Below are 25,626 nucleotides of genomic sequence, written 5' to 3'. Positions count from 1 at the left end.
TTATGGTACAACAAGAATCAAGATTAAAAGTAGCTGATAACACTGGAGCAAAGGAAGTTTTAACTATCCGTGTTCTTGGTGGTACAAAAAGAAGATACGCTTCTATTGGAGATAAAATTGTTGTCTCAGTAAAAGATGCTACTCCTAATGGAAACATTAAAAAAGGAGCAGTATCAACAGCAGTAGTTGTTCGTACTAAAAAAGAAGTGAGACGTCCAGACGGATCTTATATTAGATTTGATGATAACGCTTGTGTACTTTTAAATCCAACAGGAGAAATGAGAGGAACACGTGTTTTTGGACCAGTAGCTAGAGAACTTCGTGATAAACAATTCATGAAAATTGTATCATTAGCACCTGAAGTGCTTTAATGACTAAAAAGATGACAAAGCTTAAAATTAAAACTGGAGATACTGTTAAAGTAATTGCTGGAGATCATAAAGGATTAGAAGGTAAAGTGCTTAAAGTAGAGATAGCAAAAAACAAAGCTATCGTTGAAGGTGTGAACATGGTTAAGAAACATACTAAACCAAGTGCACAAAGCCCTCAAGGAGGCATTGTAGAGAAAGAAGCATTCATTAATATATCAAACTTATCATTGTTAACTTCTAAAGGAGAAACAACTAGAGTTGGGTATAAAATGGAAGGTGATAAAAAAGTAAGATTTTCTAAAAAATCTAATGAAGTAATATAGTTATGACTTACATTCCAAGATTAAAACAAGAGTATAAGGACAAAGTAGTTTCTGCTCTTACAGAAGAATTCGGTTATAAAAATGTAATGCAAGTACCAGTACTTAAAAAGATAGTAATATCTAAAGGAGTTGGAGCTGCAGTTGCAGATAAAAAATTAATTGATCATGCTATTGATGAAATGACTAAAATTTCTGGTCAAAAAGCAGTAGCTACATTATCTAAAAAAGATGTTGCATCTTTTAAATTACGTAAAGGAATGCCAATAGGCGTTAGAGTAACTTTAAGAGGAGAGCAAATGTATGAGTTTTTAGATCGTTTAATTACTTCAGCTTTACCACGTGTAAGAGATTTTGGAGGAATTAAAGCTACTGGATTTGATGGTAGAGGTAACTACAACTTAGGCGTTACTGAGCAAATTATATTCCCAGAGATTGATATTGATAAAATCAATAAAATATCTGGTATGGATATTACATTTGTGACATCTGCAGATACAGATAAAGAAGCACAATCATTATTAAAAGAATTAGGTTTACCTTTTAAAAAGAACTAAGATTATGGCTAAAGAATCAATGAAAGCCCGTGAGGTAAAAAGAGCAAAAACAGTTGCTAAATATGCAGAAAAACGTAAAGCTTTAAAAGAAGCTGGAGATTATGAAGCATTACAAAAATTACCAAAAAACGCATCTCCTATTCGTATGCATAATAGATGTAAATTAACAGGTAGACCAAAAGGGTATATGAGAACATTTGGTATTTCACGTGTAACATTCCGTGAAATGGCTAACCAAGGTTTAATACCAGGAGTTAAAAAAGCAAGTTGGTAGAATTATAAATTGGTTACAGGTTTGATAATAATATCGAAAACCGTTACCGCAAATTAATAGATATGAATACAGATCCAATAGCGGATTACCTAACAAGAATTAGAAATGCAGTAAAAGCAAATCACAGAGTGGTTGAGATTCCTGCATCTAATTTAAAGAAAGAAATGACTAAAATATTATTCGATCAAGGATATATTTTAAGTTATAAATTTGATGACTCGACAGTACAAGGAACAATTAAAATTGCCCTTAAGTACAATAAAGAGACTAAAGAATCTGTCATCAGAAAAATTCAAAGAATAAGTAAACCAGGTTTACGTAAATATGCAAGTGCTAACGAAATGCCAAGAATCTTAAACGGTCTTGGAATTGCAATTGTTTCTACTTCTCATGGAGTGATTACAGGAAAACAAGCGCAAAGAGAAAACGTTGGTGGTGAAGTATTATGTTACGTTTACTAAATTAGAAAGATATGTCAAGAATAGGTAATAACCCAGTAGGAATTCCAGAAGGCGTAACAGTAGACGTTAAAGAAAACGTAATAACTGTAAAAGGTAAACTTGGAGAATTAACACAAGAGTATTCTGGTGTTGAGATAAAAGTAGAAGACGGAAACGTTAGCGTTTCTCGTTCGTCAGATAAAAAAGACCAAAGAGCAAAGCATGGTCTTTACAGATCTTTAATCAATAACATGATTGAAGGTGTATCTAAAGGATGGACTAAAGAATTAGAATTGGTTGGTGTAGGATATAGAGCATCTAATCAAGGACAAAAATTAGATTTAGCATTAGGGTTTTCTCACAATATTGTTTTAAACGTTGCTCCAGAAGTAAAAATTGAAACAATTTCAGAAAAAGGAAAAAACCCAATAGTAAAATTAACATCTCACGATAAACAATTGGTAGGACAAGTTGCTGCGAAAATTCGCGGATTTAGAAAACCAGAACCTTACAAAGGAAAAGGTGTTAAGTTTGTTGGTGAAGAATTAAGAAGAAAAGCAGGTAAATCAGCTTAATAAATTAGTTATGGCATTAACAAAGAACGAAAGAAGACTAAGAATAAAAAACAGAATACGTAAAGTTGTTTCTGGTACAGAAGCAAGACCGCGTTTAGCTGTTTTTAGAAGTAATAAAGAAATTTATGCTCAAGTTGTAGATGATGTGACTGGTAAAACTATTAGCGCTGCATCTTCAAGAGATAAAGACATTAATTCTGCAAAAGGAACAAAAACAGAAATAGCTGCATTAGTAGGTAAATCTGTTGCTGAAAAAGCACTTAAAGCAGGTGTAGAAACCATTTCTTTTGATAGAGGTGGATATTTATATCACGGAAGAGTAAAATCATTAGCAGAAGGTGCTAGAGAAGCAGGACTTAAATTCTAAGACATTATGTATCAAAAATATAAAAACGCAGAATTAGTAAAACCAAGTGGAATTGATCTTAAAGATCGTTTGGTTGGTGTACAAAGAGTTACTAAAGTAACAAAAGGAGGTAGAGCATTTGGTTTTTCAGCTATAGTAGTAGTTGGAGATGAAGCTGGTGTTGTAGGTCATGGTTTAGGAAAATCTAAAGATGTAGCAACTGCAATAGCAAAAGCTGTAGAAGATGCTAAGAAAAACCTAGTTAGAATTCCTATTATTAAAGGAACTTTACCACACGAACAAAAAGGTAAGTATGGTGGAGCAAGAGTAAATATTATTCCTGCTGCTCCTGGTACAGGTGTAATTGCTGGTGGAGCTGTAAGAACTGTTCTTGAGGCTGTAGGTATACACGATGTATTATCTAAATCTCAAGGGTCTTCAAACCCTCACAATGTTGTAAAAGCAACTTTCGATGCTTTATTACAATTACGTGATGCAAAAACTGTCGCAAGAGATAGAGGTATTTCACTTGAAAAAGTATTTAACGGTTAATTAAATAGGACGATGGCAAAGATTAAAGTAACAAAAGTAAAAAGTGCAATTAATCGTACTAAAAACCAAAAGAGAACTTTAGAAGCTCTTGGGTTAAAAAAAATTGGTCAAACAGTTGAGCACGATGCATCTCCAAGTGTTCTTGGAATGGTAAGTAAAGTTTCACATTTAGTTTCTGTTGAAGAAACAAAATAACAATATAAGATGGACTTAAGTAATTTAAAACCAGCAGAAGGTTCTGTAAAGAATCAAGGCAAAAGAATAGGTAGAGGACAAGGTTCTGGAAAAGGAGGTACTGCTACACGTGGTCACAAAGGAGCTAAATCTCGTTCAGGTTATTCTAAAAAACTTGGTTTTGAAGGTGGGCAAATGCCACTTCAAAGACGTGTACCAAAATTTGGATTTACAAATATTAACAGAGTAGAATATCAAGGTGTAAACTTAGATAAATTACAAGAGTTAGTAGACAATAAGAAAATAAAGGATGCAGTTGATTTTCAAACCTTAGTAGATTTAGGTTTGGCGGGAAAGAATGAATTAGTAAAAATTCTTGGTCGTGGTGAATTAAAATCAAAATTAACAGTAACTGCTCATAAATTTACTGCTTCAGCAAAAGCTGCTATAGAAGCTGCAGGTGGAGAAGCGGTAACTTTATAAGACAACTTAACGTATGAAATTTATAGAAACTTTAAAAAATGTTTGGAAGATAACTGAACTAAAAGACAGAATCATGCTAACACTTGGTTTACTTTTAGTGTACCGTTTTGGTGCTCAAGTTGTACTTCCAGGTATTGATGCAAGTCAATTAGGAGGATTAAGAGATGGTACTGGTGAAGGTATATTAGGATTACTTAATATGTTTACAGGTGGTGCCTTTGCTAATGCTTCAGTTTTTGCACTTGGTATTATGCCTTACATTTCTGCTTCTATTGTTGTTCAGTTAATGGGGATTGCAATTCCTTATTTACAAAAGCTACAAAAAGAAGGCGCAAGTGGACAAAAGAAAATTACACAAATAACACGTTGGTTAACCATAGCTATCTGTTTGGTGCAAGCACCAGGTTATTTAGCAAGTTTACCAACAGCATTCGGTATTCCTCAATCTGCATTTTTATTAGGAACTGGACCATTGTTTTACGTGTCATCTGTTATCATTTTAGTAACAGGATGTGTATTTGCAATGTGGTTAGGAGAGAAAATTACAGATAAAGGTATTGGTAATGGTATTTCATTATTAATTATGGTTGGTATTATTGCAACCTTGCCACAATCGTTTATACAAAATGCTGCATCTCGTTTAGATGGAGGAGGAAATGGTGGTTTAATGATGATATTAATAGAAATGGTTATTTGGTTTGTTATTATTATGGGATCTGTTATGCTAGTAATGGCAGTTCGTAAAATAGCTGTTCAATACGCAAGACGTACTGCTTCTGGCGGATATGAAAAAAATGTATTTGGATCTAGACAATTTTTACCATTAAAATTAAATGCATCTGGAGTAATGCCAATAATTTTTGCTCAAGCAATAATGTTTGTGCCTAGTTTAATTGGTGGATCATCACTTTTAAAAGATTCTACTGCAGGAGCATGGATGCAAGCACAATTCTCAGATATCTTTGGGTTTTGGTATAACCTTGTATTTGCATTGTTAATAATCATATTTACATATTTCTATACAGCAATTACGGTTCCAACAAACAAAATGGCTGATGATTTAAAACGTAGTGGCGGTTTTATTCCAGGGATTAGACCAGGAACAGAAACATCAGAATATTTAGATAAAATAATGTCGCAAATTACATTACCAGGTTCTATATTTTTAGCACTTATTGCTGTGTTCCCTGCAATTATTGTTAAACTTATGGATGTACAAGCTGGTTGGGCATTATTCTTTGGTGGTACATCACTATTAATTATGGTTGGAGTTGCAATAGATACTATGCAACAAGTAAATTCATATTTGTTGAATAAGCATTATGATGGCTTGATGAAAACTGGTAAAAATAGAAAGGCAGTAGCTTAATATATAACTATGGCAAAACAAGCAGCAATAGAACAAGACGGATCAATAATTGAAGCATTATCAAATGCAATGTTTCGTGTTGAATTAGAAAACGGTCACATTGTGACAGCACATATCTCAGGTAAAATGCGTATGCATTACATTAAGTTATTACCAGGAGATAAAGTTAAATTAGAAATGAGTCCTTACGATTTATCTAAGGCAAGAATAACTTATAGATACTAATACGATGAAACCGTAAGGTTCCATCTGACAGATTTAAGATAATAATAAAGTACAGATGAAAGTAAGAGCATCAGTTAAAAAAAGAAGCGCAGACTGTAAATTAGTGCGCAGAAAAGGTAGACTTTACGTCATTAACAAAAAGAATCCTAGATTCAAACAAAGACAAGGGTAATTATGGCAAGAATTGCAGGTGTTGATATACCAAAACAAAAAAGAGGAGTTATCTCTTTAACTTATATCTACGGAGTAGGTAGAAGTAGAGCAGTAGAGATTTTAGCTACAGCTAAAGTAGACGAAAGCATCAAAGTACAAGATTGGACTGATGAGCAAATTGGAGCAATCCGTGACGCAGTTGGAACTTATACTATTGAAGGTGAATTACGTTCTGAAACACAATTAAACATTAAACGTTTAATGGATATTGGATGTTACAGAGGTATTCGTCATAGAGCTGGACTTCCATTAAGAGGTCAACGTACTAAAAACAACTCTAGAACAAGAAAAGGTAGAAGAAAAACTGTTGCTAACAAGAAAAAAGCAACTAAATAATAAATAGACATTAGTCATTAGTTTTAACCGTTAGAGGAATCTGTTCGAAATAGAAATGTTTAGGATTCTAAAAACAAAAAAACTAACAACTAGAAACTGAATAATATGGCAAAGTCAAGTACAAAAAAACGTAAAGTTATTGTAGATGCTGTTGGAGAAGCTCACGTAGCTGCATCTTTTAACAACATCATCATCTCTTTAACAAATAAAAAAGGAGATGTTATTTCATGGTCATCAGCTGGTAAAATGGGATTTAGAGGTTCTAAAAAGAACACACCATATGCTGCTCAATTAGCTGCAGAAGATGCTGCAGGAGTTGCTAAAGAAGCTGGACTTAAGAAAGTAAAAGTTTACGTAAAAGGTCCTGGAAATGGTAGAGAATCTGCTATTAGATCAATTCACAATGCAGGTATAGAAGTAACAGAAATTATCGATGTTACTCCATTGCCGCATAATGGTTGTAGACCTCCAAAAAGAAGAAGAGTATAATTTATATTTTTAGAGAATTAATATCAATCGTTTTTATGGTTGATATTAATTTTTTATATGTAAATTTGCAAACTGAAAAATAACAAACAAGTATCAACGAGAGATCAACGATTTTCGAAGGATAAGATTAAGACCTTAATTCATAATCACTCTCAAAAACAACAATTAAAATGGCAAGATATACTGGTCCTAAAACTAAAATAGCTCGTAAATTTGGAGAAGCTATTTTTGGAGACGATAAAGCTTTCGAGAAAAGAAATTATCCTCCTGGTCAACATGGTGCAAACAAGCGTCGTGGAAAAAAATCTGAGTACGCTATACAATTAGCAGAAAAGCAAAAAGCTAAATATACTTACGGTATATTAGAAAAGCAATTTAGAAACATGTTTAAAAAAGCAACTGCTGCACAAGGGATTACTGGTGAAGTATTGTTACAACTTTGTGAGTCAAGGTTAGATAACGTTGCTTATAGAATGGGATTATCTACTTCACGTAGTGGAGCTAGACAATTAGTTTCTCATAGACATATTACTGTAAATGGAGAGATTGTAAATATACCATCTTACCAATTAAAAGCAGGGGATGTAGTTGCAGTTAGAGAGAAATCTAAATCTCTAGAAACTATTCAAAATGCATTAGCTAACTCTAGCAATGTTTACGAATGGATTACTTGGAATAATGATAAAAAGGAAGGAACATATGTTTCAATTCCTGCTAGAATTCAAATTCCAGAAAACATCAACGAGCAATTCATCGTCGAATTATACTCTAAATAATAAATAATCTTATTGGTATTTGGCCAAAGGATTTATTAGTGGTCTTCAAACTTATAAATCGCGCAACCAAATAACAATTAAAACGAAGACACATATGGCAATATTAAATTTTCAAAAACCAGACAAAGTAATCATGATTGATTCGACTGAGTTTGAAGGTAAATTTGAATTTAGACCTTTAGAACCAGGGTACGGATTAACAGTAGGTAATGCTTTAAGAAGAGTTTTATTATCTTCTTTAGAAGGATTTGCAATAACATCAGTTAGAATAGAAGGTGTAGATCACGAGTTTTCTACAATAGCTGGTGTAGTTGAAGATGTTACAGAAATGATATTAAACTTAAAGCAAGTAAACTTTAAGCGTCAAATAGACGAAATAGATAACGAATCTGTTTCTATCTCAATTTCTGGGCAAGATCAAATTACAGCTGGGGATTTCCAAAAATTTATTTCAGGTTTTCAAGTATTAAACAAAGACTTAGTGATTTGTAACTTGGATCCAAAAGTAAATATTAACATGGAAATTACTATTGAAAAAGGAAGAGGTTATGTTCCTGCAGAAGAAAATAAGAAAGCTACTGCACCAATCGGAACAATCTTTACAGATTCAATTTATACGCCAATAAAAAATGTTAAGTATAGTATTGAAAACTTTCGTGTAGAACAAAAAACAGATTACGAAAAACTTGTTTTTGAAATTCTTACAGACGGTTCAATACACCCAAAAGATGCTTTAACAGAAGCTGCTAAAATATTAATTCACCACTTCATGTTATTCTCTGATGAGCGTATCACACTAGAAGCTGATGAAATTGCACAGACAGAAACTTATGATGAAGAATCACTTCATATGAGACAACTATTAAAAACTAAATTAGTTGATATGGATCTTTCAGTACGTGCATTAAATTGTTTAAAAGCGGCAGAAGTTGATACATTAGGAGACTTAGTATCATTCAATAAAAATGACTTAATGAAGTTCCGTAACTTTGGTAAAAAATCTTTAACAGAGCTTGAAGAGCTTGTAAACGTTAAAGGTCTTAATTTTGGAATGGACTTAGCAAAATACAAATTAGATAAAGATTAATTTTAAATTATAATAATCATATTTTGCTCCTCAAAATATTGAGTTTGGAAGCAAGATGATAAATTAAAAAGTCATGAGACACGGAAAGAAATTTAACCATTTAGGAAGACAAACTGCTCATAGAAAAGCAATGTTAGCTAATATGGCATGTTCGTTAATCGAGCATAAGCGTATCAACACTACAGTTGCAAAAGCAAAAGCTTTAAAGCAATTTGTAGAGCCAATGATCACAAAATCAAAGGAAGATACAACACACAACAGACGTATCGTAATGTCTAGATTAAGACAAAAAGATGCAGTTACAGAATTATTCAGAGATGTTGCTGTAAAAGTTGGAGACCGTCCAGGTGGTTATACAAGAATTATCAAACTAGGAAATAGACTTGGTGATAATGCAGATATGGCAATGATAGAATTAGTTGATTACAACGAAATCTATAATGCTGGTAAAACAGAAAAGAAAACAACTCGTAGAAGTAGAAGAGGAGGTTCTAAACCTGCAACTCCACCAGTTGATACTAAAGCAACTAACGAGGAAGAATAAATGTTAATAAGCATTAATAATATAAAGGATAAACTATTTTAGTTTATCCTTTTTTTTATGCAATTTTGTAAAACCTTTTTTTTAAATGAAATATCAAAAACGTAAAAAAGCCTTAATCCTTCTTTCAGACGGAACAATTTTTCATGGTAAATCTATAGGAAAAGAAGGCACTGCCTTTGGAGAAGTCTGCTTTAATACAGGAACAACCGGTTATCAAGAAATTTTCACAGATCCATCTTATTTTGGGCAACTAATGGTTGCTACCAATGCACATATTGGTAATTATGGAGCACATCAAGATGAAGTAGAGTCTGATACAATTAAAATCTCTGGATTAATTTGTAAAAACTTTAGTTTTAATTATTCAAGAGAAGATGCTATAGAATCTCTAGATAGTTTTTTCGAAAAAAATAATCTTTTAGCAATATCTGATGTAGATACAAGAGCACTTGTAAGTTACATAAGAGATCATGGAGCAATGAATGCTGTTATCTCTACTGATGTAGATAATATACAAGACTTAAAAGAGCAACTAAGTAAAGTGCCAAATATGAACGGTTTAGAGTTAGCATCACGAGTGTCAACTAAGGAACCTTATTATTATGGAGATGAGAATGCAACTTATAAAGTGGCTGCTTTAGATATTGGGATTAAAACTAATATTCTTCGTAATCTAGCAAAAAGAGACACCTATATTAAAGTGTTCCCTTATAATTCAAAATTTGAAGACTTAGAAGCATTTAAACCAGATGGTTATTTTTTATCAAATGGTCCAGGAGATCCAGAACCTTTAGTTGAAGCACAAGCGGTAGCTAAAGAAATTATAGATAGAAACCTACCTTTATTCGGTATATGTTTAGGTCATCAAGTTATTGCATTAGCTAACGGAATTTCAACCTATAAAATGCATAATGGCCATCGAGGTATTAATCACCCAGTTAAAAATTTATTAACCGGAAAAGGAGAAATTACGTCTCAAAATCATGGTTTTGCAATAAGTAGAGAAGATGCCGAACAGCATCCAGATATAGAAATAACTCATGTACATTTAAATGATAATACAGTTGCAGGTATTAAAATGAAAAGTAAAAATTGCTTTTCAGTTCAATACCATCCAGAAGCAAGTCCAGGACCACACGATTCATCATATCTATTTGATGAGTTTATAGAAAATCTAAAAAAATAACATTAGAGAAATGACTGCAGAAACTAATATTTGCTGTCATTTTTTAATTACGAAAATATTATAGGTAATTTTAATGTAATAGTTAAATCCTAATAATTAATTGGTCTAACTATTTTGTAATTTTGCATTCGAAACTTTTTAACGATTTAAAAACACAATTTAATGAGCATTATAATAAATATTCATGCGAGACAGATTTTTGATTCTAGAGGAAACCCAACAGTAGAAGTTGATGTGGAAACCGAAAACGGATTTATTGGTAGAGCCGCTGTTCCTTCTGGTGCTTCAACAGGAGAACATGAAGCAGTTGAGCTACGTGATGGTGATGATGCATACATGGGAAAAGGCGTTACAAAAGCTGTGAAAAATGTAAATAAAATTATTGCTCAAGAGCTATTAGGAACATCAGTGTTTGAGCAAAATCATATAGACACATTTATGTGTGAATTAGATGGTACGCCAAATAAATCTAAACTTGGCGCTAATGCTATTTTAGGTGTGTCTTTGGCAGTCGCAAAAGCAGCAGCTGCTGAGTTAGGAATGCCATTATATCGTTATGTTGGTGGTGTTTCTGCTAATACACTTCCTGTACCAATGATGAACATCATTAATGGAGGTTCACATAGTGATGCGCCAATTGCATTTCAAGAGTTTATGGTAATGCCTGTAAAAGCAAAAAATTTCACTCATGCTATGCAAATGGGGACTGAAATTTTTCATAACCTTAAAAAAGTATTGCACGATAGAGATTTAAGTACAGCAGTTGGTGATGAAGGAGGTTTTGCACCAAACTTAGAAGGCGGAACAGAAGATGCTTTAGAAACGATTGCTAAAGCAGTAGCTAATGCAGGATATACTCTTGGCGATGATGTTATGATTGCTTTAGATTGTGCTGCTGCTGAATTCTACAAAGACGGAAAATATGACTACACAATTTTTGAAGGAGAATCAGGTGTTGTAAGAACAAGTCAAGAGCAAGCAGATTATTTAGCAGAATTGGTTCATAAATATCCAATTATTTCTATAGAAGATGGAATGGATGAAAACGATTGGGAAGGCTGGAAATACTTAACCGATAGAATTGGTGATAAAGTACAGTTAGTTGGTGATGACTTATTTGTGACAAATGTAGAACGCTTATCTCGTGGTATAAATAATGGTATTGCAAACTCTATATTAATAAAAGTAAATCAGATTGGTACGTTAACAGAAACTATTGCGGCAGTAAATATGGCACATAATGCAGGTTATACTTCTGTAATGTCACATCGTTCTGGAGAAACAGAAGATAATACTATTGCAGATTTAGCTGTTGCTTTAAACTGTGGGCAAATTAAAACAGGTTCTGCTTCACGTAGTGATCGTATGGCTAAATACAATCAATTACTGCGTATAGAAGAAGAGTTAAATGTTGTTGCATACTTTCCACAAGAAAAAGCATTTAAAGTGAGATAATAATATTTATTTTAAAACGTATATAAAAGCCCATTCGTTAGTTCGTATTGGGCTTTTGTAATACCAGTAATTGGAAACCTATCGTAGCGATAATTAAAATTTGTTTTAAAAGCCAAGTCTTTATAAATTTTAAAGAGTATTGAGGTATCACTAGAAAATCTATAGTCTTTAAATGCTTTTAATTTTGGTTGGTAGTACGATGTGCTAATAATTGATAAAGTTTTTGTTGGATATAAGCTAAATGATAAATAAGCACTGCCTCTAATATCTTTTTGTAATTTATCTATAACATCATTTGAAGGTTTTTCATACTCATACATAATTAAAGTGCCTACGTAAAACCTATAATTATCATTAGAGCTCAACTTATATCTTGGACCAATACCTATTAAACCTCTAAAATCAATTTGAGAAATGGCATCATATTGAGCCTGCGTAAAAGCTTCTAATTTTAACTTTTTTGCTAGTTTATAATTATAACGTAAGTGTTGAGTTCCTCTGTTTACAAACGAATTACCTTCTAATTTTTGAAAGTTTAAATCATTTATAAATAGCCATAAATTTTTCTTATTAGTGTATTGTATATGCACTTTATTAGCAATTCTAAAAATACTATTTACATTTTTAATCAAACCTATATCTAAGCTAGCAGATCCAGACCATTTAGTAGAATCACTTGGCTTTCTAAGTGATTCTATATTGATAACTTGTGCATTACTAAATGAACAAACAAAAAACAAGACGAAAAACTTCTTAAGCATAATGGTTAATTATTAGTCAAAAATAATAGTATTAAAAGCGTAAATCAAGAATAGAAGCATTAAAATTTTTAAGTGATCAAAGAGTACAATTTGTGTTTAATGCCTATCAATTATATCAATATTAGAATTAATAAATCCTTTAAAAATAGACTTTATAAATCCTTAGATATTTTGTAAATTAGCATTCCGCAAAATAAAAATAAATTTTCAAGATATATGTCAGATAAAGCTACATTAGAAATTAATGGACAAAAGCATGAGTTTCCTTTAATTACAGGAACAGAAAATGAAGTTGCAATAGATATAAAAGCGTTAAGAGGCGTAACAGGTGGTGTTACAACAATTGATCCAGGATATAAAAACACGGGATCTTGTGAAAGTGGTATAACGTTTTTAGATGGAGAAAAAGGAATACTTAGGTATAGAGGTTACTCTATTGAAGAGTTAGCTGAAAAAGCAGATTTTCTTGAAGTGGCATACTTATTAATTTTTGGTGAGTTACCAACTACTGAACAACTAGATACGTTTCATTCAGATATAAAAAAGCATGCGGTTGTTGATGACGATGTGAAAAAGATATTAGATGCATTTCCTAAAACGGCTCATCCAATGGGTGTTTTATCTTCATTAACAAGTGCGCTAACAGCATTTAATCCTACATCAGTTAATGTAGATTCTGAAGAAGAAATGTATAATGCTATTGTTAGAATTTTAGGTAAATTTCCAGTTTTAGTAGCTTGGACAATGCGTAAAGTTAAAGGCTTACCATTAGATTATGGGGATAGCTCTTTAGGTTATGTTGAGAACATTTTAAAAATGATGTTTAAACAACCAAATGAAGAATATACACAAAACCCAATTTTGGTTAATGCTTTAGATAAATTATTAATTCTTCATGCAGATCACGAGCAAAACTGTTCTACATCAACAGTAAGAATAGTAGGTTCGTCACACGCAGGTTTATTTGCTTCATTATCTGCAGGAATATCTGCGCTTTGGGGACCATTACATGGTGGTGCAAACCAAGCTGTTCTAGAAATGCTTGAAGCAATTAAAGAAGATGGAGGAGATACTAAAAAGTACATGGGCAAAGCTAAAGATAAAGAAGACCCTTTCCGTTTAATGGGTTTTGGACATCGTGTTTATAAAAATTTTGATCCTAGAGCAAAAATAATAAAGGTAGCAGCAGATGAAGTGCTTGGTGATTTAGGAATAGAAGACCCAATTTTAGAAATCGCAAAAGGGTTAGAACAAGAAGCTTTAAATGATGACTACTTTGTAAAGCGAAAACTATATCCAAATGTCGATTTCTATTCAGGAATCATTTACAGAGGTATGGGAATACCAACAGAAATGTTTACAGTAATGTTTGCTTTGGGGCGTTTACCAGGTTGGATTTCTCAATGGCGTGAAATGCGTTTACGTAAAGAACCAATTGGACGACCTAGACAAGTTTATGTTGGGGAAAACCACAGACCTTTTGTAGATATTAATAAAAGATAAACTTATCATCCTTATAGAAAAGCTTCATACATAGTTATGGAGCTTTTTATATTTTTAAACACTATGTTAGAACTCAACATTAAAAATGAAACAGGAAGGCTTCGCGCTGTTGTTTTAGGAACAGCAGAAAGCAATGGGCCAACACCTTCTATTGAAGAGGCTTACGATCCAAAATCTATTGAGCATATAAAAGCAGGAACATATCCAGTTGAAGCAGATATGGTTAAAGAGATGGAAGCTGTAGCAAAAGTATTTAAAAAATATGATGTAAAGGTTTATAGACCAGAAGTAATTAAAGACTATAATCAAATATTTTCAAGAGATATTGCTTTTGTAATTGAAAACAAGCTTATTAAAGCTAATATTTTGCCAGATCGCGAACGTGAGTATGAAGCAATTAAACATGTAATAGAACAAATTAAAAGTGATAATGTAATTCAACTTCCAGAAAAATGTCATGTAGAAGGTGGTGATGTAATGCCTTGGAATGATTATATTTTTATTGGTACATACTCAGGTAAAGATTATCCAGATTATATTACAGCGCGAACAAATACAGATGCTGTAATTGCTATTCAAGAATTATTTCCTGATAAAATTGTAAAATCTTTTGAACTTAGAAAATCTAATACAGAACCAAAAAATAATGCGTTACATTTAGATTGTTGTTTTCAACCTATAGGCACTAATAAGGCTATACTTCATAAAAACGGTTTTTTAGTAGAAAGCGAATATGAATGGTTGCTTAATTTCTTCGGAAAAGAAAACGTTTTTGAAATCACCAAAGATGAAATGTATAATATGAATAGTAACGTGTTTTCTATTGCTGAAGACGTCATTATTTCAGAACAAAATTTCACACGTTTAAACACATGGTTACGTGAACAAGGCTTTACAGTTGAAGAAGTCCCATATGCAGAAATCGCTAAACAAGAAGGTTTATTACGCTGTTCTACTATGCCACTAATTAGAGATTAGTTTAGCACTAATTTCTTTACAGTTTTTGTATGTCCAGATTGAAAAACAGCCATATACATGCCTTTATTTAGAGCCTGTAAATTAACTGATGTATTCTGTTGTATTAGGTTTTGCTGAAATACTTGTTTACCTAGAACATCATAAAGTGTGAAAAGAGTAGTATTGCCGTCAAAATTTGACTTAAATGCAATATTTATATTTCCGTTTGATGGATTTGGATACATTGAGATTTCAGATTCTAAAGTTTGAGCATCGATTCCTAAAGTATCAAATGCACCTGCAAATTCCATTAATGCTCCTAAAGAACCTTTAGTCACTTCAAACACATAATTAGGATCCATATTTACTAACAAATCATTTGCCGTATGAGCATATGGCGTTTCGTTTTTTTCATAAAGACCTGTGATAATTTCGCCATTATTTTCAAAAGGAATATAATCTGATGCATAGGCAAAAGAAATTTCTGTATTTAAGTTAGAATATAACCCAATTGTTGTAGCCAATATTGCAGTCATGGTCGACGATTGAGAGTTGTTAGCAGGCGGATTGCTTCTATCTTCTTCACAAACTATTGTGTCATTAGTTTGTCCGCTAATACCTCCAACTTCATCAATGTTAAAAACGACTTTAATGTCTAGGTTTTGAGGATTTACAGTATTATTTACATAATAGTTGCTTCCTATAAGTCCATCTTCTTCACCACTAAAATGAATGAATTTAATAGAATATTCTGTATCGACATCTTTAAGTAAACGTGCTATTTCCATAAGTAACACAGTACCGCTTCCATTGTCATTGGTTCCTGGACCATTTATAGTATCATAATGTGCATCAATAATCACATAAGTGTTTGGGTATAGCGTACCAGTTTTAGTAACAATAATATTATTACTTGTACCAGCAGAATATGTAAAAGATTGTGTAGCAACATTTGTATACCCTAAAGTTTGGTATCGAGATATAATCCAATTTTCTGCATTTGTAAGTGCTGTAGATCCAACATCTTTAATTCCAAAATTTTCAAATGTTGTTAAGTCATTTAGAATATTAGTAGACGATACATTACTTACAATGTCACCATAAAAAGCTTTATAAGTTTGACCACTAGTAGTAAAACTTGTTGTAAAAAACACTAATAGAATTGCATTAAGAAGTAGGTGTTTCATGATTCAGTTAATTTATTTTGATGGCAAAAATAAGATTTTATATTTTTAATTTGAGATGGGATTATTTGCGATATAAAAAGTAGTTGTTAACTAAATCAATATAAATACGTTTGGCCTCATCTTGAGAAACATTTTTTACTTGAAAAAGCGCGTTGGTTTTAAACGCATTAATAATAGGTTTGCTACTACTTGGTCTTCCATAATCATCACTTGCTTTTTTATAATAGGCATAAAGGCGTAGCAGGAAATCTGCTGGAAAAGGTCCTTCAAGTCCATTAATTCGCTTTACAGCATCTTTAAATTCTATGTCTAACTCCTCGGGTGTCATGATTTAGTAGCAATAATACTTTCGCCTCCTTTTACTTTTTGATTAAGAGTTACTTTAATGTTTGCATCTAGTGGTAAAAACAAATCCACACGAGATCCAAATTTTATAAATCCAGAGTCTGCTCCTTGTATTGTTTTATCGTCTACCTTAGCATAATTAACTATACGCTTTGCTAAAGCTCCAGCAATTTGTCTATAGAGTACTTGACCAAAAGTTGAATTTTCTACAACTACAGTTGTTCTCTCATTCTCTTCACTAGCTTTAGGGTGCCATGCAACTAAATATTTTCCTGGGTGATATTTACTAAAAACTACATTTCCAGCAATAGGGTAGCGTGTTACATGTACGTTTAATGGAGACATAAATACTGAAACTTGTAGACGTTTATCGTTGAAAAATTCTTTTTCAAAAACTTCTTCAATAACAACAACCTTACCATCAACAGGAGAAACTACATTATTAGGATTTGTTTGAGTATGTCGTTTAGGGTTTCGAAAAAACTGAAGAATTAACACCAAAAATACAACCATTGTAAGCATTAACAGTGTGCGTAACCATGATAATTGTACAAAATAGTCAATTAAAAATACTGAAAGCACTACAATTACTAGTGTTATAAAAATTATTTTATGGCCTTCTTTATGAAACATAGGTTGTTAGTCTTAAAAATAAATAAATAAATGGTGCAGCAAAAATAACGCTATCTAAGCGGTCAAACAAACCACCGTGTCCTGGCATAATAACACCGCTATCTTTTACATTTGCTTGCCTTTTAAACTTAGACTCTATTAAATCGCCAAGTGTACCAAATACACTTACAATAATACTTAATATTAACCAATTTGTAAAGTCTAATGTGCCAGTAAAATGAGTAATAAAATAACTAGCTAAGCACGAAAAAAATAAGCCTCCAAGAAAGCCTTCAACAGTCTTTTTTGGTGATACACTTGGAAATAGCTTTTGTTTTCCAAAATTTTTGCCAACTAAATATGCGCCAGTATCGTTTATCCAAACTAAAATAAAAGCGCCTAGTAAAAGTAATGGCGTAAATGTATTGTCAAAATTTGCAATTGATATTAAAAATATAAATGCAGTTGTAAGATAGAATGTAGTTACAATAAATCGTTTTGAACTGAATAAAGGAATGGTTTTCTCTGAAAATAAATCTTTTATTAAAAATAGCTGAACAAAAATAGTGATGACTAATAAAATTTGAAGTGCTTCATTAACTCCAGTGTTTACTGGAGAAAGGATAGACCAATAAGCAAATCCTAGATAAAGAATAGTAAAAGCAACATACGGAAAAAAGCTTTTTAATTGAATGAGTTTTTTAAATTCAGCCATACAGATAATACCGAACACAAAAAAAAGAGCGATTACAGCATATTTAGAATATAACGAACCAATTAATAATGCAATGTATAATAATCCTGATAGTGCTCGTGTACCAAGTTCTTTCATCTATAAATCTTCTAAAAGAAGCAAATATAAGTTTTTTGAACTACTTCCGTAAGTAAGGAAGTCTTTATCTTCGGCAGTTTTAAAGTGCTTTATGGTTGTAATGTTAGTAGGAATCTTATCTCTGTTTTTTCCTTTAATACCTCTTAAGCCTTCACCAATATTTTCTACAAACTGACTTGTGGTTGCGTATATAATAAAGTTTGTAGGTAATTCTTTAAGTTTTTTTTCAGCAATTTGGTTAGATGATATTAAAAGAGAACCGTCATTAGAAATTAAATATTCGCAAGTGGATAAAAAATAGGTGCTTTCTGAAATTTGTTTTGTTGCTTTTAAATTAAAATCTTTAAAAAGCTCATTTAAGCGTTCATCAAAAATTAATGCTTGATTATTTTGCCATTGATTTTCTTTTAAAATCTCTTTTAAGCTATTATAAATTTCTTGTATATTTTCACAATACAAAAATTTACCACCATTTGCTTTAAAGTTTATTGTAAAACGTTCGTCTATAGGTAACTTGATATCAGGCATATACTTGCCTCTCTCTTCGCTTTTTATGTTATCTTCTGTACTGTCTTTAAGACCAAAGATTTTACGAAATAGACTCATTTAAGGAATAGCTATTAACCTATATTAATTATAGTATTTATCAAATATAAAAAAACTTAAATTAATGATTAGTTAATTTAAGTTTTTTATAAGATTGTTGATAGAAAATTATTTATTCTTCTTCGTCTTTACCAAAAGGACGCTTTCCAAAAATCTTTTCTAAATTGTCTTTAAAAATCACTTCTTTTTCGAGAAGTACTTCTGCTAATTCTGTAAGCTTATCTTTATTCTTTTCTAATAATTGAATGGCTCTCTGATATTGCTTTTCTATAATATCTGAAATTTCTTTGTCAATCAACTCAGCAGTTTGCTCACTATAAGGTTTTGTGAAGCCATACTCAGACTGACCAGAAGAGTCATAATACGTTAAGTTTCCAACTTTATCACTTAAGCCATAAATAGTAACCATAGCTCTTGCTTGTTTAGTTACTTTTTCTAAATCACTTAAAGCTCCAGTAGATATTTTATCGAAAATTACTTTTTCAGCAGCTCTACCACCAAGTGCAGCACACATCTCGTCTAGCATTTGTTCTGGACGAACAATAAGACGTTCTTCTGGTAAATACCAAGCTGCACCAAGAGACTGTCCTCTAGGCACAATAGTTACTTTAACTAAAGGTGCAGCATGTTCAAGCATCCAGCTTATAGTTGCATGACCAGCTTCGTGAAAAGCAACTGCACGTTTTTCTTCTGGTGTAATAATTTTATTTTTCTTTTCTAAACCACCAACTATTCTATCTACTGCGTCAAGAAAATCTTGCTTATCTACAGCTTTTTTACCATTACGAGCAGCAATTAATGCAGCTTCGTTACAAACATTGGCTATATCAGCACCAGAGAAGCCTGGCGTTTGTTTGGCTAGAAAATCTACATCTAATTTTTCTGATTGTTTAATTGGTCTTAAATGAACTTCAAAAATCTCTTTACGCTCTCTAACATCTGGAAGGTCAACATAAATTTGACGATCAAAACGTCCTGCACGCATAAGTGCCTTATCTAAAACATCTGCTCTATTTGTAGCAGCTAGTACAATAACATTAGTATTTGTACCAAACCCATCCATCTCTGTTAAAAGTTGATTAAGTGTATTTTCACGTTCGTCATTTGAGCCTGAAAAATTGCTCTTACCACGAGCTCTACCTATAGCGTCAATTTCATCTATAAAAATAATAGCTGGTGATTTTTCTTTTGCTTGTTTAAATAAATCTCTCACTCTTGATGCTCCAACACCAACAAACATTTCAACAAAATCTGAGCCAGATAAAGAAAAGAAAGGTACTTTTGCTTCACCTGCAACGGCTTTAGCTAGTAATGTTTTTCCTGTTCCTGGTTGTCCAACTAATAATGCGCCTTTTGGTATTTTACCACCAAGTGAGGTGTATTTTTCTGGATTTTTTAGGAAATCAACAATCTCTTGTACTTCTTCTTTTGCACCTTCTAATCCTGCTACGTCACGAAATGAAGTCTTAATATCTGTTTTCTCGTCAAAAAGCTTTGCTTTAGATTTTCCGATATTAAAAATTTGTCCGCCAGCACCACCACCAGCACCTCCAGACATACGTCTCATAATAAAAATCCATACACCAATAATTAGTATAAAAGGGAGTAATGAAAATATAAAATTGCCCCAAAGGTTTTCCTCAGTATTAAAGGAAACAGGAACGTTTAAATTATTTTCTGCTTCAACATTAGCTAATTTTTCTTGAAATAATTTTAAGTCACCAAACTCAAAAGTATAGTTGGCTTGAGGGCTAACAGAAGGTAAAATATTATTTGGCTTTGTTTTTTTATGTATTTCTTTTTCGAGCGCTTCTTTAGTTAAAAAAACTCTTGCTTCTCTATTATTTATTATTTGAAGTTTATCGACATCACCATCTCTTAAAAAAGTAAAAAATTCTGTAGGTGTTGTTTTTCCAGATGCTTGGCTTCCAAGTCCTGAAAATAGTTGTATTGCTAAAAAAGCAGCTATTATTATTCCGTAAATCCAATACGGACTAAACTTAGGTTTTTTATTTATGTTTTTGTTGTCTTTTGCCATTAATGTTTTTTTAGTAACTAGTTTCTATAGTAGTTGTTTTAGCATCTCCCCAAAGGCTTTCTATATCATAATATTCTCTTACATGTTTTTGAAACACATGTACAACAACATTAACATAATCAATTAAAACCCATTCTGCATTATCACTTCCTTCAACATGCCAAGGATTATCTTTGAGTTCTTTACTTACCTTTTTTTGAATTGAATTTACAATGGCATTTACTTGTGTGTTAGAAGTACCTTCGCATATAATAAAATAATCACAAACTGTATTTTCTATGTCTCTTAAATCTAGAATTGTAATCTCTTTTCCTTTTACATCTTCAATACCAGCTAATACAGTAGTAATTAGTTGGTCAGCATTCGTATTTTTTTTCGCCATTAAATTGATTTAATTTTGTGCAAAGTTATTATTTTTTTAGTTCTTTAGAGTCTTATTTCTCTTAAGAAATTTATAAATTAATATTTGCCATTTATATGCATATAATCAAACTTAATGCCATTGACTCTACCAACTCTTATTTAAGAGCTTTGAGTACTAATGTGCCGTTAGATGATTATACTGTTGTAGTGGCTAAACACCAAACCAATGGTAGAGGTCAAATGGGAACGCATTGGCAATCTCAAGACTCTAAAAATCTTATGGTTAGTGTGTTTAAAGATGTTTCATTTTTAGATGTAGATTATCATTTTTACATAAGTATTGTTGTGTCACTTTCTATATATGATACTTTAAAAAGCTTTAATATTAAAAAATTAAAAGTTAAATGGCCTAACGACATTTTGTCAGAAGACAAAAAAATTGCAGGTGTTTTAATTGAAAATGTCATTAAACAAAACCAAATGCAAGGCTCTATTATTGGGTTTGGTATAAACGTAAACCAAAAAGAATTTACCAATTTACCAAACGCATCGTCATTACATCTTATATCTGGTAAGTTGTTTGATTTAGATGAGGTATTGCATTTAGTTTTAAGTAAAATGAAATACTACTTTTTTTTATTGAAAGAAGGTGAATTTGATATTTTAATATCAACGTACCAAGACCACTTGTTTAGAAAAAACAAACCTTCAACATTTAAAAATACTGAAGGTGTTTTGTTTTCTGGGTTTATTGAAGGTGTTTCAAATTCAGGGAATCTTCAAATACGTCTTGAAGATGATATTATAAAAGAATTTGATTTAAAAGAAGTGACATTACTATACTAAACAGCAGTAGTCATATTTGTTGCTAATGTTTCAATAAATTTACCAATTGGGCCTTTAATCATCATTGCCATCATGGTGTTAAACTCACCATCAAAAGCAAGTTGCACTTCGCTAGTGTTAGCATTTATTTCAGTAATATTACCTGTTAAAGAAAAATCTAATTTTCCGCCAGCAGCACCAAGTACAATTTTGTTAGGCGCTATAGCTTCTTTTTTCTTCAAAATTATTTCTGGCATTCCTTTAAGCGCAAATAAAAATTTGTCGTCTTCTAATACTTCAAACTTGCTAATGTTTTCTGGCATTAATTGCTCGAAGTTTTTGACATCAGATAAAAAATTAAAAGTATCTTGAGGTGATTTATTTACGGTTACTTTTGGAGATTCTAAATTCATTATAAAAATTTATTTATTTGTTGTTATTTGTTTAGAGGTAATGAAAGTGATAACAATCATAACTAAACATATTAACGTGATTATATCAATTTGCGTTCCATTCACTTGGATTGGCATTCCAGCGTGCTAAAATGTCTTGTTCTTTTGATGTGATGTAGTTAGTATCTAAAGCTTGTTCTAATAAACTTTCATAGTTTCCTAAAGTGTTTAAATTAACAGCTTTGTCTTTAAAATTACTTGAAGCAACTTCAAATCCATAAGAGAAAATAGCAACCATTCCTTTTACATCTACTTCGGCTTTTCGCAAAGCTTTTACAGCGTTTAAACTACTTTTTCCTGTACTTATTAAATCTTCTACCACAACCACATTTTGACCTTTTTCTATATAACCTTCAATTTGGTTTTGGCGACCATGACCTTTAGCTTCTGGTCTAACATAAATAAAAGGTAGGTCTAAGTATTCTGCCACTAAAATACCAATACCAATTGCGCCAGTAGCTACTCCAGCAATAACGTCTGGTTTTCCGTAATGAGATACAATATGGTTTGCCATTGTTTCTTTAATATACTTTCTAATGTGAGGAAACGATAGTATTATTCTATTATCACAATATATTGGAGATTTCCATCCTGATGCCCAAGTAAAAGGGTTTTTTGGCTGAAGTTTTATAGCATTTACTTCTAATAAAACCTCGGCAGTTTTCTTTGCGGTTTGTTTGTCAAAAATCATGCTGCAAAATTACACATTTTTGTTGCAATTAAATTTTAAAAACTCATAATATGAATCAAAAAATGATATTTTTACCATTCAAAACTTATATAGCCTAACATGTATTACGTTTTTGTTAATGATAAGCCTATAGTGTTAACTACTAAAATTTCTGAGGAGATTAATTTTAAAAATTATCTGTTAGATTCGGTTAATATAGGTAAGATTATTAAAGATTTAAATACCACGTCTTTAAATGAAGTTAGACTTATTGGTAAGCAAGAAGATAAGCTTCTTAAAAAATTTCTTAAAAAACTACCCAATGTTGTAGCTGGTGGTGGAAAAGTATATAATGTAAAAGGTGACGTTCTGTTTATTTATAGAAATGATAAATGGGATTTACCTAAAGGAAAAGTTGAAGGTAACGAATCTATAGAAGCTACAGCAATTAGAGAGGTTTCTGAAGAAACAGGTGTTAACGGACTTGAAATCACTAAACCTTTAGAGACTACATATCATATTTTTAAGCGTAATGGTAAGTATAAAATAAAAATTACTTATTGGTTTGAAATGAAAACAGAGTTTGCTGGCAATTTATGGCCTCAGTTAGATGAAGGTATTACTAAAGTTGAATGGCTAAATGAAACTCAAAGCCAAAAAGCTTTAGAGAATAGCTACGCCAATATTAAATTATTAGTTTAATTTCTATTTATTTTTAAATTAAAGGTTGAACCTTGTAGGATATTTTGTCATTCCGTACTTGATGCGGAATACACCTTTGATTTTATTAATAGATTCCTGCCTTCGCAGGAATGACAGATACTTATTTTTTTAGAAATCTTTTTCAAAACTACAGATTTCAAATCCATTATGGCTTACTCTATTCTATAAATAGGATATTGCAAATGTGCTTTTTCATAATTACTGGAGTGTTTATAAATCCAATCTAGTTGCACGTACCAATTAGTTTTAAAGGTAGCGTCTTGAGATTTTTTTAAATCGAATTCTTTTTTAAGTTCAGGATTTGTTGCGAGAATCTTTTTTGCTGTCTCTTCAAAAACATAAGGTGAAAAGTATTCTTTTTGCTGTAAAATAGTATCAAAAAAATTCCAATTAAAAAATGAATCTGGTGCCTGAGGTTCTAAAGTTTCTATAAGATAGCGTATTGCTTTTTGATTTGTTTTAATTAAATAATCACCTTCAATAAATTTTAATGCTTTAATGTTTGTAGATACATTGGTGTTGTAATGTTGATAATGACCTTCGTAAGCTTGTGCTCGGGTTTCATAGTCTTTAATTTTGTATGACTCAACTGTTATGATTGTGTCTTTTTTAAACTGAGTCATTTCTACATTATTGAGTTTTAATAAGTCTATAACATTCCATAAGCTTTGAGGAATAATATAAGCTTGAGGAATAACAATACTTTTGCTAGGCTTAAAATAGTTTTGATACGTTACTTTTTTTGTAAAAGGTTTGGTTCTATCATATTTTAAGCGTTGTGCTCCTGTAATTTCACTAGGGATAAAAGAACCTTCATAACCTTTAAAATTTAAGACTGTAGTTTTTGTAGAATCTATTTTCCAGTCTAGAGGATATAGTTCGCCTGGGTTTAAATTGAATGAATTTTCACGAAGAGTTTTTATGGCATTAGTATCTTCATCTACAATAGTAATCATACTTTTCATTAACTCATAAGTACCTTCAACACGCTGCTTGTAAGGCTTAAGCATATGTGTTTCTACCATCATGCCTAGTGTGTTAAATAGTGTTGTGTAGCCTGTTGAATATCTTGGGTAATCCATAAATTGTGAAAACCCTTTTTCTGGAACTTGATTAAAAACATTTACATAAGGCGTAATGTCCCAATTTTTTGTCGCTAGTTTTTGCTCTAATTTTGGCATCATTTCAGTATGTAAATAACTACCTAAATCACCACCAAGTTTATTATGTTGTGTGAATAAATGGGTAAGTGCATATTGATAATCTGCTCCATTGCTTACGTGGTTGTCAATAAATACATCTGGTTGAATTATATGAAAAATTTTAGTAAAAGTCCTCGCATTTTTAGTATCACATTTAATAAAGTCTCTGTTAAGATCGTAGTTGCGAGCATTACCTCTAAAACCATATTCTTTTGGTCCATTTTGATTTGCTCTAGTTGTAGAATTTCTATTTAAACTACCTCCAATATTATAGACAGGAATAGTAACTAATATAGTATTTTTTGGGGTTTCAATTTTTTCTTGAACTATATCTCTGTAAAGCATCATAGTAGCATCAATACCATCAGATTCACCAGGATGAATACCATTGTTAATTAAAATGATGCGTTTGTTTTCTCTAATCTTGTTATAGTCAAATTTTAAATCTGGATTAAGAGTGACCATATGTAGCGGTTTACCAGAATCTGTTTCACCAATAGTTTCTATGTTAACTTCTGAGTAGGCATCGGCTAAATTTGTGTAGAATGTTATAACCTCTTCATAAGTAGCAGTTTCTGTACCTTTACTGTCTTCAAATGCTATAGTAAAGTTGTATGGTTCTTTATTTTTGTCAGAAGTACAAGATGAGATTAATAGTAAAAGAATAACGAGTTTTTTCATGATGAAATGATTATACATCAAACTTAATTAAATTATAATAAATAATTATTCGACTAACTATTAAACATCTTTTTTAAAAATCTTAATTTTGCAATTC

At 31.6% G+C, this 25,626-nt stretch carries 35 protein-coding genes; 24 read left to right on the top strand and 11 right to left on the bottom strand.

Annotated elements, in window-relative coordinates:
• Nucleotides 1-2 precede the first annotated feature (2 nt).
• From rplN to eno, 20 genes are all read left to right on the top strand, one after another.
• Nucleotides 3-371, top strand: a complete 369-nt coding sequence (gene rplN, locus BXY80_RS12505) for a 50S ribosomal protein L14 (RefSeq protein WP_040248536.1) — start codon at nucleotides 3-5, stop codon at nucleotides 369-371.
• 11 nt (nucleotides 372-382) lie between these two features.
• Nucleotides 383-694 carry a 50S ribosomal protein L24 gene (gene rplX, locus BXY80_RS12500; RefSeq protein WP_120202588.1) on the top strand — a complete coding sequence of 104 codons (312 nt, stop codon included), beginning with the start codon at nucleotides 383-385 and terminating at the stop codon, nucleotides 692-694.
• Nucleotides 695-696: 2 nt separating this feature from the next.
• Nucleotides 697-1,248 carry a 50S ribosomal protein L5 gene (gene rplE, locus BXY80_RS12495; protein WP_120202447.1) on the top strand — a complete coding sequence of 184 codons (552 nt, stop codon included), beginning with the start codon at nucleotides 697-699 and terminating at the stop codon, nucleotides 1,246-1,248.
• Nucleotides 1,249-1,252: 4 nt separating this feature from the next.
• Complete coding sequence (gene rpsN, locus BXY80_RS12490; RefSeq protein WP_099563531.1) at nucleotides 1,253-1,522, top strand: 30S ribosomal protein S14; 270 nt, start codon at nucleotides 1,253-1,255, stop codon at nucleotides 1,520-1,522.
• Between the two features lie 62 nt (nucleotides 1,523-1,584).
• The gene (rpsH, locus tag BXY80_RS12485; protein WP_120202445.1) at nucleotides 1,585-1,983 is read left to right on the top strand and encodes a 30S ribosomal protein S8; all 399 of its coding nucleotides are present in this window, start codon (nucleotides 1,585-1,587) and stop codon (nucleotides 1,981-1,983) included.
• Between the two features lie 11 nt (nucleotides 1,984-1,994).
• The gene (gene rplF, locus BXY80_RS12480; RefSeq protein ID WP_120202443.1) at nucleotides 1,995-2,537 is read left to right on the top strand and encodes a 50S ribosomal protein L6; all 543 of its coding nucleotides are present in this window, start codon (nucleotides 1,995-1,997) and stop codon (nucleotides 2,535-2,537) included.
• 10 nt (nucleotides 2,538-2,547) lie between these two features.
• Nucleotides 2,548-2,904, top strand: a complete 357-nt coding sequence (rplR, locus tag BXY80_RS12475; RefSeq protein WP_120202441.1) for a 50S ribosomal protein L18 — start codon at nucleotides 2,548-2,550, stop codon at nucleotides 2,902-2,904.
• A gap of 6 nt (nucleotides 2,905-2,910) precedes the next feature.
• Nucleotides 2,911-3,435: a 30S ribosomal protein S5 gene (gene rpsE, locus BXY80_RS12470; protein WP_120202439.1), complete on the top strand. Its 525-nt coding sequence runs from the start codon at nucleotides 2,911-2,913 to the stop codon at nucleotides 3,433-3,435.
• Between the two features lie 12 nt (nucleotides 3,436-3,447).
• Nucleotides 3,448-3,630 carry a 50S ribosomal protein L30 gene (gene rpmD / locus BXY80_RS12465; protein WP_120202437.1) on the top strand — a complete coding sequence of 61 codons (183 nt, stop codon included), beginning with the start codon at nucleotides 3,448-3,450 and terminating at the stop codon, nucleotides 3,628-3,630.
• A 9-nt stretch (nucleotides 3,631-3,639) separates the two neighbouring features.
• Nucleotides 3,640-4,092, top strand: a complete 453-nt coding sequence (gene rplO, locus BXY80_RS12460; protein WP_120202435.1) for a 50S ribosomal protein L15 — start codon at nucleotides 3,640-3,642, stop codon at nucleotides 4,090-4,092.
• Nucleotides 4,093-4,105: 13 nt separating this feature from the next.
• A complete protein-coding gene (secY, locus tag BXY80_RS12455; RefSeq protein ID WP_120202433.1) occupies nucleotides 4,106-5,461 on the top strand; it encodes a preprotein translocase subunit SecY in 1,356 nt (451 codons plus the stop codon).
• 9 nt (nucleotides 5,462-5,470) lie between these two features.
• Nucleotides 5,471-5,686, top strand: a complete 216-nt coding sequence (infA, locus tag BXY80_RS12450) for a translation initiation factor IF-1 (protein WP_027126052.1) — start codon at nucleotides 5,471-5,473, stop codon at nucleotides 5,684-5,686.
• A 55-nt stretch (nucleotides 5,687-5,741) separates the two neighbouring features.
• Nucleotides 5,742-5,858 (top strand): type B 50S ribosomal protein L36, encoded by a 117-nt coding sequence (gene ykgO / locus BXY80_RS12445; RefSeq protein WP_008269159.1) that lies wholly within the window; start codon nucleotides 5,742-5,744, stop codon nucleotides 5,856-5,858.
• 2 nt (nucleotides 5,859-5,860) lie between these two features.
• The gene (rpsM, locus tag BXY80_RS12440; RefSeq protein ID WP_120202431.1) at nucleotides 5,861-6,235 is read left to right on the top strand and encodes a 30S ribosomal protein S13; all 375 of its coding nucleotides are present in this window, start codon (nucleotides 5,861-5,863) and stop codon (nucleotides 6,233-6,235) included.
• Between the two features lie 105 nt (nucleotides 6,236-6,340).
• Nucleotides 6,341-6,724 carry a 30S ribosomal protein S11 gene (gene rpsK / locus BXY80_RS12435; protein ID WP_120202429.1) on the top strand — a complete coding sequence of 128 codons (384 nt, stop codon included), beginning with the start codon at nucleotides 6,341-6,343 and terminating at the stop codon, nucleotides 6,722-6,724.
• 170 nt (nucleotides 6,725-6,894) lie between these two features.
• Nucleotides 6,895-7,500, top strand: coding sequence for a 30S ribosomal protein S4 (rpsD, locus tag BXY80_RS12430; protein ID WP_120202426.1), 606 nt, complete (start codon nucleotides 6,895-6,897; stop codon nucleotides 7,498-7,500).
• Nucleotides 7,501-7,594: 94 nt separating this feature from the next.
• Complete coding sequence (locus BXY80_RS12425; protein WP_120202586.1) at nucleotides 7,595-8,587, top strand: DNA-directed RNA polymerase subunit alpha; 993 nt, start codon at nucleotides 7,595-7,597, stop codon at nucleotides 8,585-8,587.
• Nucleotides 8,588-8,660: 73 nt separating this feature from the next.
• Entirely contained in the window at nucleotides 8,661-9,131 is a 471-nt protein-coding gene (rplQ, locus tag BXY80_RS12420; protein WP_120202424.1) for a 50S ribosomal protein L17, read from the top strand.
• A gap of 85 nt (nucleotides 9,132-9,216) precedes the next feature.
• Nucleotides 9,217-10,317, top strand: a complete 1,101-nt coding sequence (gene carA, locus BXY80_RS12415; RefSeq protein ID WP_120202423.1) for a glutamine-hydrolyzing carbamoyl-phosphate synthase small subunit — start codon at nucleotides 9,217-9,219, stop codon at nucleotides 10,315-10,317.
• Between the two features lie 162 nt (nucleotides 10,318-10,479).
• Complete coding sequence (gene eno / locus BXY80_RS12410; RefSeq protein WP_120202421.1) at nucleotides 10,480-11,772, top strand: phosphopyruvate hydratase; 1,293 nt, start codon at nucleotides 10,480-10,482, stop codon at nucleotides 11,770-11,772.
• An 11-nt stretch (nucleotides 11,773-11,783) separates the two neighbouring features.
• Here the strand turns inward: eno and BXY80_RS12405 are convergent, their stop codons facing one another.
• Nucleotides 11,784-12,533 (bottom strand): DUF481 domain-containing protein, encoded by a 750-nt coding sequence (locus BXY80_RS12405; protein WP_120202419.1) that lies wholly within the window; start codon nucleotides 12,531-12,533, stop codon nucleotides 11,784-11,786.
• Between the two features lie 216 nt (nucleotides 12,534-12,749).
• Between BXY80_RS12405 and BXY80_RS12400 the strand changes: the two genes are divergently transcribed.
• Both BXY80_RS12400 and BXY80_RS12395 read left to right on the top strand, forming a co-directional pair.
• Complete coding sequence (locus tag BXY80_RS12400; RefSeq protein WP_120202418.1) at nucleotides 12,750-14,036, top strand: citrate synthase; 1,287 nt, start codon at nucleotides 12,750-12,752, stop codon at nucleotides 14,034-14,036.
• Nucleotides 14,037-14,099: 63 nt separating this feature from the next.
• A complete protein-coding gene (locus BXY80_RS12395) occupies nucleotides 14,100-15,014 on the top strand; it encodes a dimethylarginine dimethylaminohydrolase family protein (RefSeq protein WP_120202583.1) in 915 nt (304 codons plus the stop codon).
• On the opposite strand, the gene BXY80_RS12390 is transcribed toward BXY80_RS12395, so the two are convergent.
• The 7 genes from BXY80_RS12390 to rsfS form a co-directional block, all read right to left on the bottom strand.
• Nucleotides 15,011-16,180 (bottom strand): M20/M25/M40 family metallo-hydrolase, encoded by a 1,170-nt coding sequence (locus tag BXY80_RS12390; protein WP_120202416.1) that lies wholly within the window; start codon nucleotides 16,178-16,180, stop codon nucleotides 15,011-15,013. The two genes, BXY80_RS12395 and BXY80_RS12390, sit on opposite strands and share 4 nt — an antisense overlap.
• 61 nt (nucleotides 16,181-16,241) lie before the next feature.
• A complete protein-coding gene (locus tag BXY80_RS12385) occupies nucleotides 16,242-16,508 on the bottom strand; it encodes an acyl-CoA-binding protein (RefSeq protein ID WP_120202414.1) in 267 nt (88 codons plus the stop codon).
• Nucleotides 16,505-17,158 (bottom strand): phosphatidylserine decarboxylase family protein, encoded by a 654-nt coding sequence (locus BXY80_RS12380; protein ID WP_120202412.1) that lies wholly within the window; start codon nucleotides 17,156-17,158, stop codon nucleotides 16,505-16,507. Before BXY80_RS12380 ends, BXY80_RS12385 begins: the two co-directional genes overlap by 4 nt.
• Nucleotides 17,148-17,969 (bottom strand): phosphatidate cytidylyltransferase, encoded by an 822-nt coding sequence (locus BXY80_RS12375; protein ID WP_120202410.1) that lies wholly within the window; start codon nucleotides 17,967-17,969, stop codon nucleotides 17,148-17,150. The genes BXY80_RS12380 and BXY80_RS12375 overlap by 11 nt, the downstream gene beginning before the upstream one ends.
• Nucleotides 17,970-18,575, bottom strand: a complete 606-nt coding sequence (locus tag BXY80_RS12370) for an LUD domain-containing protein (RefSeq protein WP_120202408.1) — start codon at nucleotides 18,573-18,575, stop codon at nucleotides 17,970-17,972.
• Nucleotides 18,576-18,687: 112 nt separating this feature from the next.
• Nucleotides 18,688-20,613 carry an ATP-dependent zinc metalloprotease FtsH gene (gene ftsH, locus BXY80_RS12365; RefSeq protein WP_120202407.1) on the bottom strand — a complete coding sequence of 642 codons (1,926 nt, stop codon included), beginning with the start codon at nucleotides 20,611-20,613 and terminating at the stop codon, nucleotides 18,688-18,690.
• A gap of 10 nt (nucleotides 20,614-20,623) precedes the next feature.
• Nucleotides 20,624-20,995 carry a ribosome silencing factor gene (gene rsfS, locus BXY80_RS12360; protein ID WP_120202404.1) on the bottom strand — a complete coding sequence of 124 codons (372 nt, stop codon included), beginning with the start codon at nucleotides 20,993-20,995 and terminating at the stop codon, nucleotides 20,624-20,626.
• 95 nt (nucleotides 20,996-21,090) lie between these two features.
• Here rsfS and BXY80_RS12355 point away from each other — a divergent pair, with 95 nt between their 5' ends.
• Complete coding sequence (locus BXY80_RS12355) at nucleotides 21,091-21,822, top strand: biotin--[acetyl-CoA-carboxylase] ligase (protein WP_120202402.1); 732 nt, start codon at nucleotides 21,091-21,093, stop codon at nucleotides 21,820-21,822.
• Here the strand turns inward: BXY80_RS12355 and BXY80_RS12350 are convergent.
• Nucleotides 21,819-22,214, bottom strand: a complete 396-nt coding sequence (locus tag BXY80_RS12350; protein WP_120202400.1) for an SRPBCC family protein — start codon at nucleotides 22,212-22,214, stop codon at nucleotides 21,819-21,821. The two genes, BXY80_RS12355 and BXY80_RS12350, sit on opposite strands and share 4 nt — an antisense overlap.
• A gap of 85 nt (nucleotides 22,215-22,299) precedes the next feature.
• Nucleotides 22,300-22,944, bottom strand: coding sequence for an orotate phosphoribosyltransferase (gene pyrE, locus BXY80_RS12345; RefSeq protein WP_120202397.1), 645 nt, complete (start codon nucleotides 22,942-22,944; stop codon nucleotides 22,300-22,302).
• Between the two features lie 99 nt (nucleotides 22,945-23,043).
• On the opposite strand from pyrE, the gene BXY80_RS12340 reads away from it, so the two are divergent.
• Nucleotides 23,044-23,625: an NUDIX hydrolase gene (locus tag BXY80_RS12340; protein WP_120202395.1), complete on the top strand. Its 582-nt coding sequence runs from the start codon at nucleotides 23,044-23,046 to the stop codon at nucleotides 23,623-23,625.
• A gap of 173 nt (nucleotides 23,626-23,798) precedes the next feature.
• Here the strand turns inward: BXY80_RS12340 and BXY80_RS12335 are convergent, their stop codons facing one another.
• Nucleotides 23,799-25,529, bottom strand: coding sequence for a M14 family metallopeptidase (locus tag BXY80_RS12335; protein WP_120202392.1), 1,731 nt, complete (start codon nucleotides 25,527-25,529; stop codon nucleotides 23,799-23,801).
• Nucleotides 25,530-25,626: the final 97 nt, after the last annotated feature.

Source organism: Ichthyenterobacterium magnum, from assembly GCF_003610635.1.
Classification (GTDB): Bacteria; Bacteroidota; Bacteroidia; order Flavobacteriales; family Flavobacteriaceae; genus Ichthyenterobacterium; species Ichthyenterobacterium magnum.
The sequence above is the reverse complement of the archived record's forward strand: the minus strand, read 5'-3'. Positions and strand labels throughout refer to the sequence as shown.

Bases quoted from the DNA above. Each gene is read 5' to 3' on its own strand.
- rplN (WP_040248536.1), top strand. From the start codon at position 3: ATGGTACAACAAGAATCAAGATTAAAAGTAGCTGATAACACTGGAGCA.
- rplX (WP_120202588.1), top strand. From the start codon at position 383: ATGACAAAGCTTAAAATTAAAACTGGAGATACTGTTAAAGTAATTGCT.
- rplE (WP_120202447.1), top strand. From the start codon at position 697: ATGACTTACATTCCAAGATTAAAACAAGAGTATAAGGACAAAGTAGTT.
- rpsN (WP_099563531.1), top strand. From the start codon at position 1,253: ATGGCTAAAGAATCAATGAAAGCCCGTGAGGTAAAAAGAGCAAAAACA.
- rpsH (WP_120202445.1), top strand. From the start codon at position 1,585: ATGAATACAGATCCAATAGCGGATTACCTAACAAGAATTAGAAATGCA.
- rplF (WP_120202443.1), top strand. From the start codon at position 1,995: ATGTCAAGAATAGGTAATAACCCAGTAGGAATTCCAGAAGGCGTAACA.
- rplR (WP_120202441.1), top strand. From the start codon at position 2,548: ATGGCATTAACAAAGAACGAAAGAAGACTAAGAATAAAAAACAGAATA.
- rpsE (WP_120202439.1), top strand. From the start codon at position 2,911: ATGTATCAAAAATATAAAAACGCAGAATTAGTAAAACCAAGTGGAATT.
- rpmD (WP_120202437.1), top strand. From the start codon at position 3,448: ATGGCAAAGATTAAAGTAACAAAAGTAAAAAGTGCAATTAATCGTACT.
- rplO (WP_120202435.1), top strand. From the start codon at position 3,640: ATGGACTTAAGTAATTTAAAACCAGCAGAAGGTTCTGTAAAGAATCAA.
- secY (WP_120202433.1), top strand. From the start codon at position 4,106: ATGAAATTTATAGAAACTTTAAAAAATGTTTGGAAGATAACTGAACTA.
- infA (WP_027126052.1), top strand. From the start codon at position 5,471: ATGGCAAAACAAGCAGCAATAGAACAAGACGGATCAATAATTGAAGCA.
- ykgO (WP_008269159.1), top strand. From the start codon at position 5,742: ATGAAAGTAAGAGCATCAGTTAAAAAAAGAAGCGCAGACTGTAAATTA.
- rpsM (WP_120202431.1), top strand. From the start codon at position 5,861: ATGGCAAGAATTGCAGGTGTTGATATACCAAAACAAAAAAGAGGAGTT.
- rpsK (WP_120202429.1), top strand. From the start codon at position 6,341: ATGGCAAAGTCAAGTACAAAAAAACGTAAAGTTATTGTAGATGCTGTT.
- rpsD (WP_120202426.1), top strand. From the start codon at position 6,895: ATGGCAAGATATACTGGTCCTAAAACTAAAATAGCTCGTAAATTTGGA.
- BXY80_RS12425 (WP_120202586.1), top strand. From the start codon at position 7,595: ATGGCAATATTAAATTTTCAAAAACCAGACAAAGTAATCATGATTGAT.
- rplQ (WP_120202424.1), top strand. From the start codon at position 8,661: ATGAGACACGGAAAGAAATTTAACCATTTAGGAAGACAAACTGCTCAT.
- carA (WP_120202423.1), top strand. From the start codon at position 9,217: ATGAAATATCAAAAACGTAAAAAAGCCTTAATCCTTCTTTCAGACGGA.
- eno (WP_120202421.1), top strand. From the start codon at position 10,480: ATGAGCATTATAATAAATATTCATGCGAGACAGATTTTTGATTCTAGA.
- BXY80_RS12405 (WP_120202419.1), bottom strand. From the start codon at position 12,533: ATGCTTAAGAAGTTTTTCGTCTTGTTTTTTGTTTGTTCATTTAGTAAT.
- BXY80_RS12400 (WP_120202418.1), top strand. From the start codon at position 12,750: ATGTCAGATAAAGCTACATTAGAAATTAATGGACAAAAGCATGAGTTT.
- BXY80_RS12395 (WP_120202583.1), top strand. From the start codon at position 14,100: ATGTTAGAACTCAACATTAAAAATGAAACAGGAAGGCTTCGCGCTGTT.
- BXY80_RS12390 (WP_120202416.1), bottom strand. From the start codon at position 16,180: ATGAAACACCTACTTCTTAATGCAATTCTATTAGTGTTTTTTACAACA.
- BXY80_RS12385 (WP_120202414.1), bottom strand. From the start codon at position 16,508: ATGACACCCGAGGAGTTAGACATAGAATTTAAAGATGCTGTAAAGCGA.
- BXY80_RS12380 (WP_120202412.1), bottom strand. From the start codon at position 17,158: ATGTTTCATAAAGAAGGCCATAAAATAATTTTTATAACACTAGTAATT.
- BXY80_RS12375 (WP_120202410.1), bottom strand. From the start codon at position 17,969: ATGAAAGAACTTGGTACACGAGCACTATCAGGATTATTATACATTGCA.
- BXY80_RS12370 (WP_120202408.1), bottom strand. From the start codon at position 18,575: ATGAGTCTATTTCGTAAAATCTTTGGTCTTAAAGACAGTACAGAAGAT.
- ftsH (WP_120202407.1), bottom strand. From the start codon at position 20,613: ATGGCAAAAGACAACAAAAACATAAATAAAAAACCTAAGTTTAGTCCG.
- rsfS (WP_120202404.1), bottom strand. From the start codon at position 20,995: ATGGCGAAAAAAAATACGAATGCTGACCAACTAATTACTACTGTATTA.
- BXY80_RS12355 (WP_120202402.1), top strand. From the start codon at position 21,091: ATGCATATAATCAAACTTAATGCCATTGACTCTACCAACTCTTATTTA.
- BXY80_RS12350 (WP_120202400.1), bottom strand. From the start codon at position 22,214: ATGAATTTAGAATCTCCAAAAGTAACCGTAAATAAATCACCTCAAGAT.
- pyrE (WP_120202397.1), bottom strand. From the start codon at position 22,944: ATGATTTTTGACAAACAAACCGCAAAGAAAACTGCCGAGGTTTTATTA.
- BXY80_RS12340 (WP_120202395.1), top strand. From the start codon at position 23,044: ATGTATTACGTTTTTGTTAATGATAAGCCTATAGTGTTAACTACTAAA.
- BXY80_RS12335 (WP_120202392.1), bottom strand. From the start codon at position 25,529: ATGAAAAAACTCGTTATTCTTTTACTATTAATCTCATCTTGTACTTCT.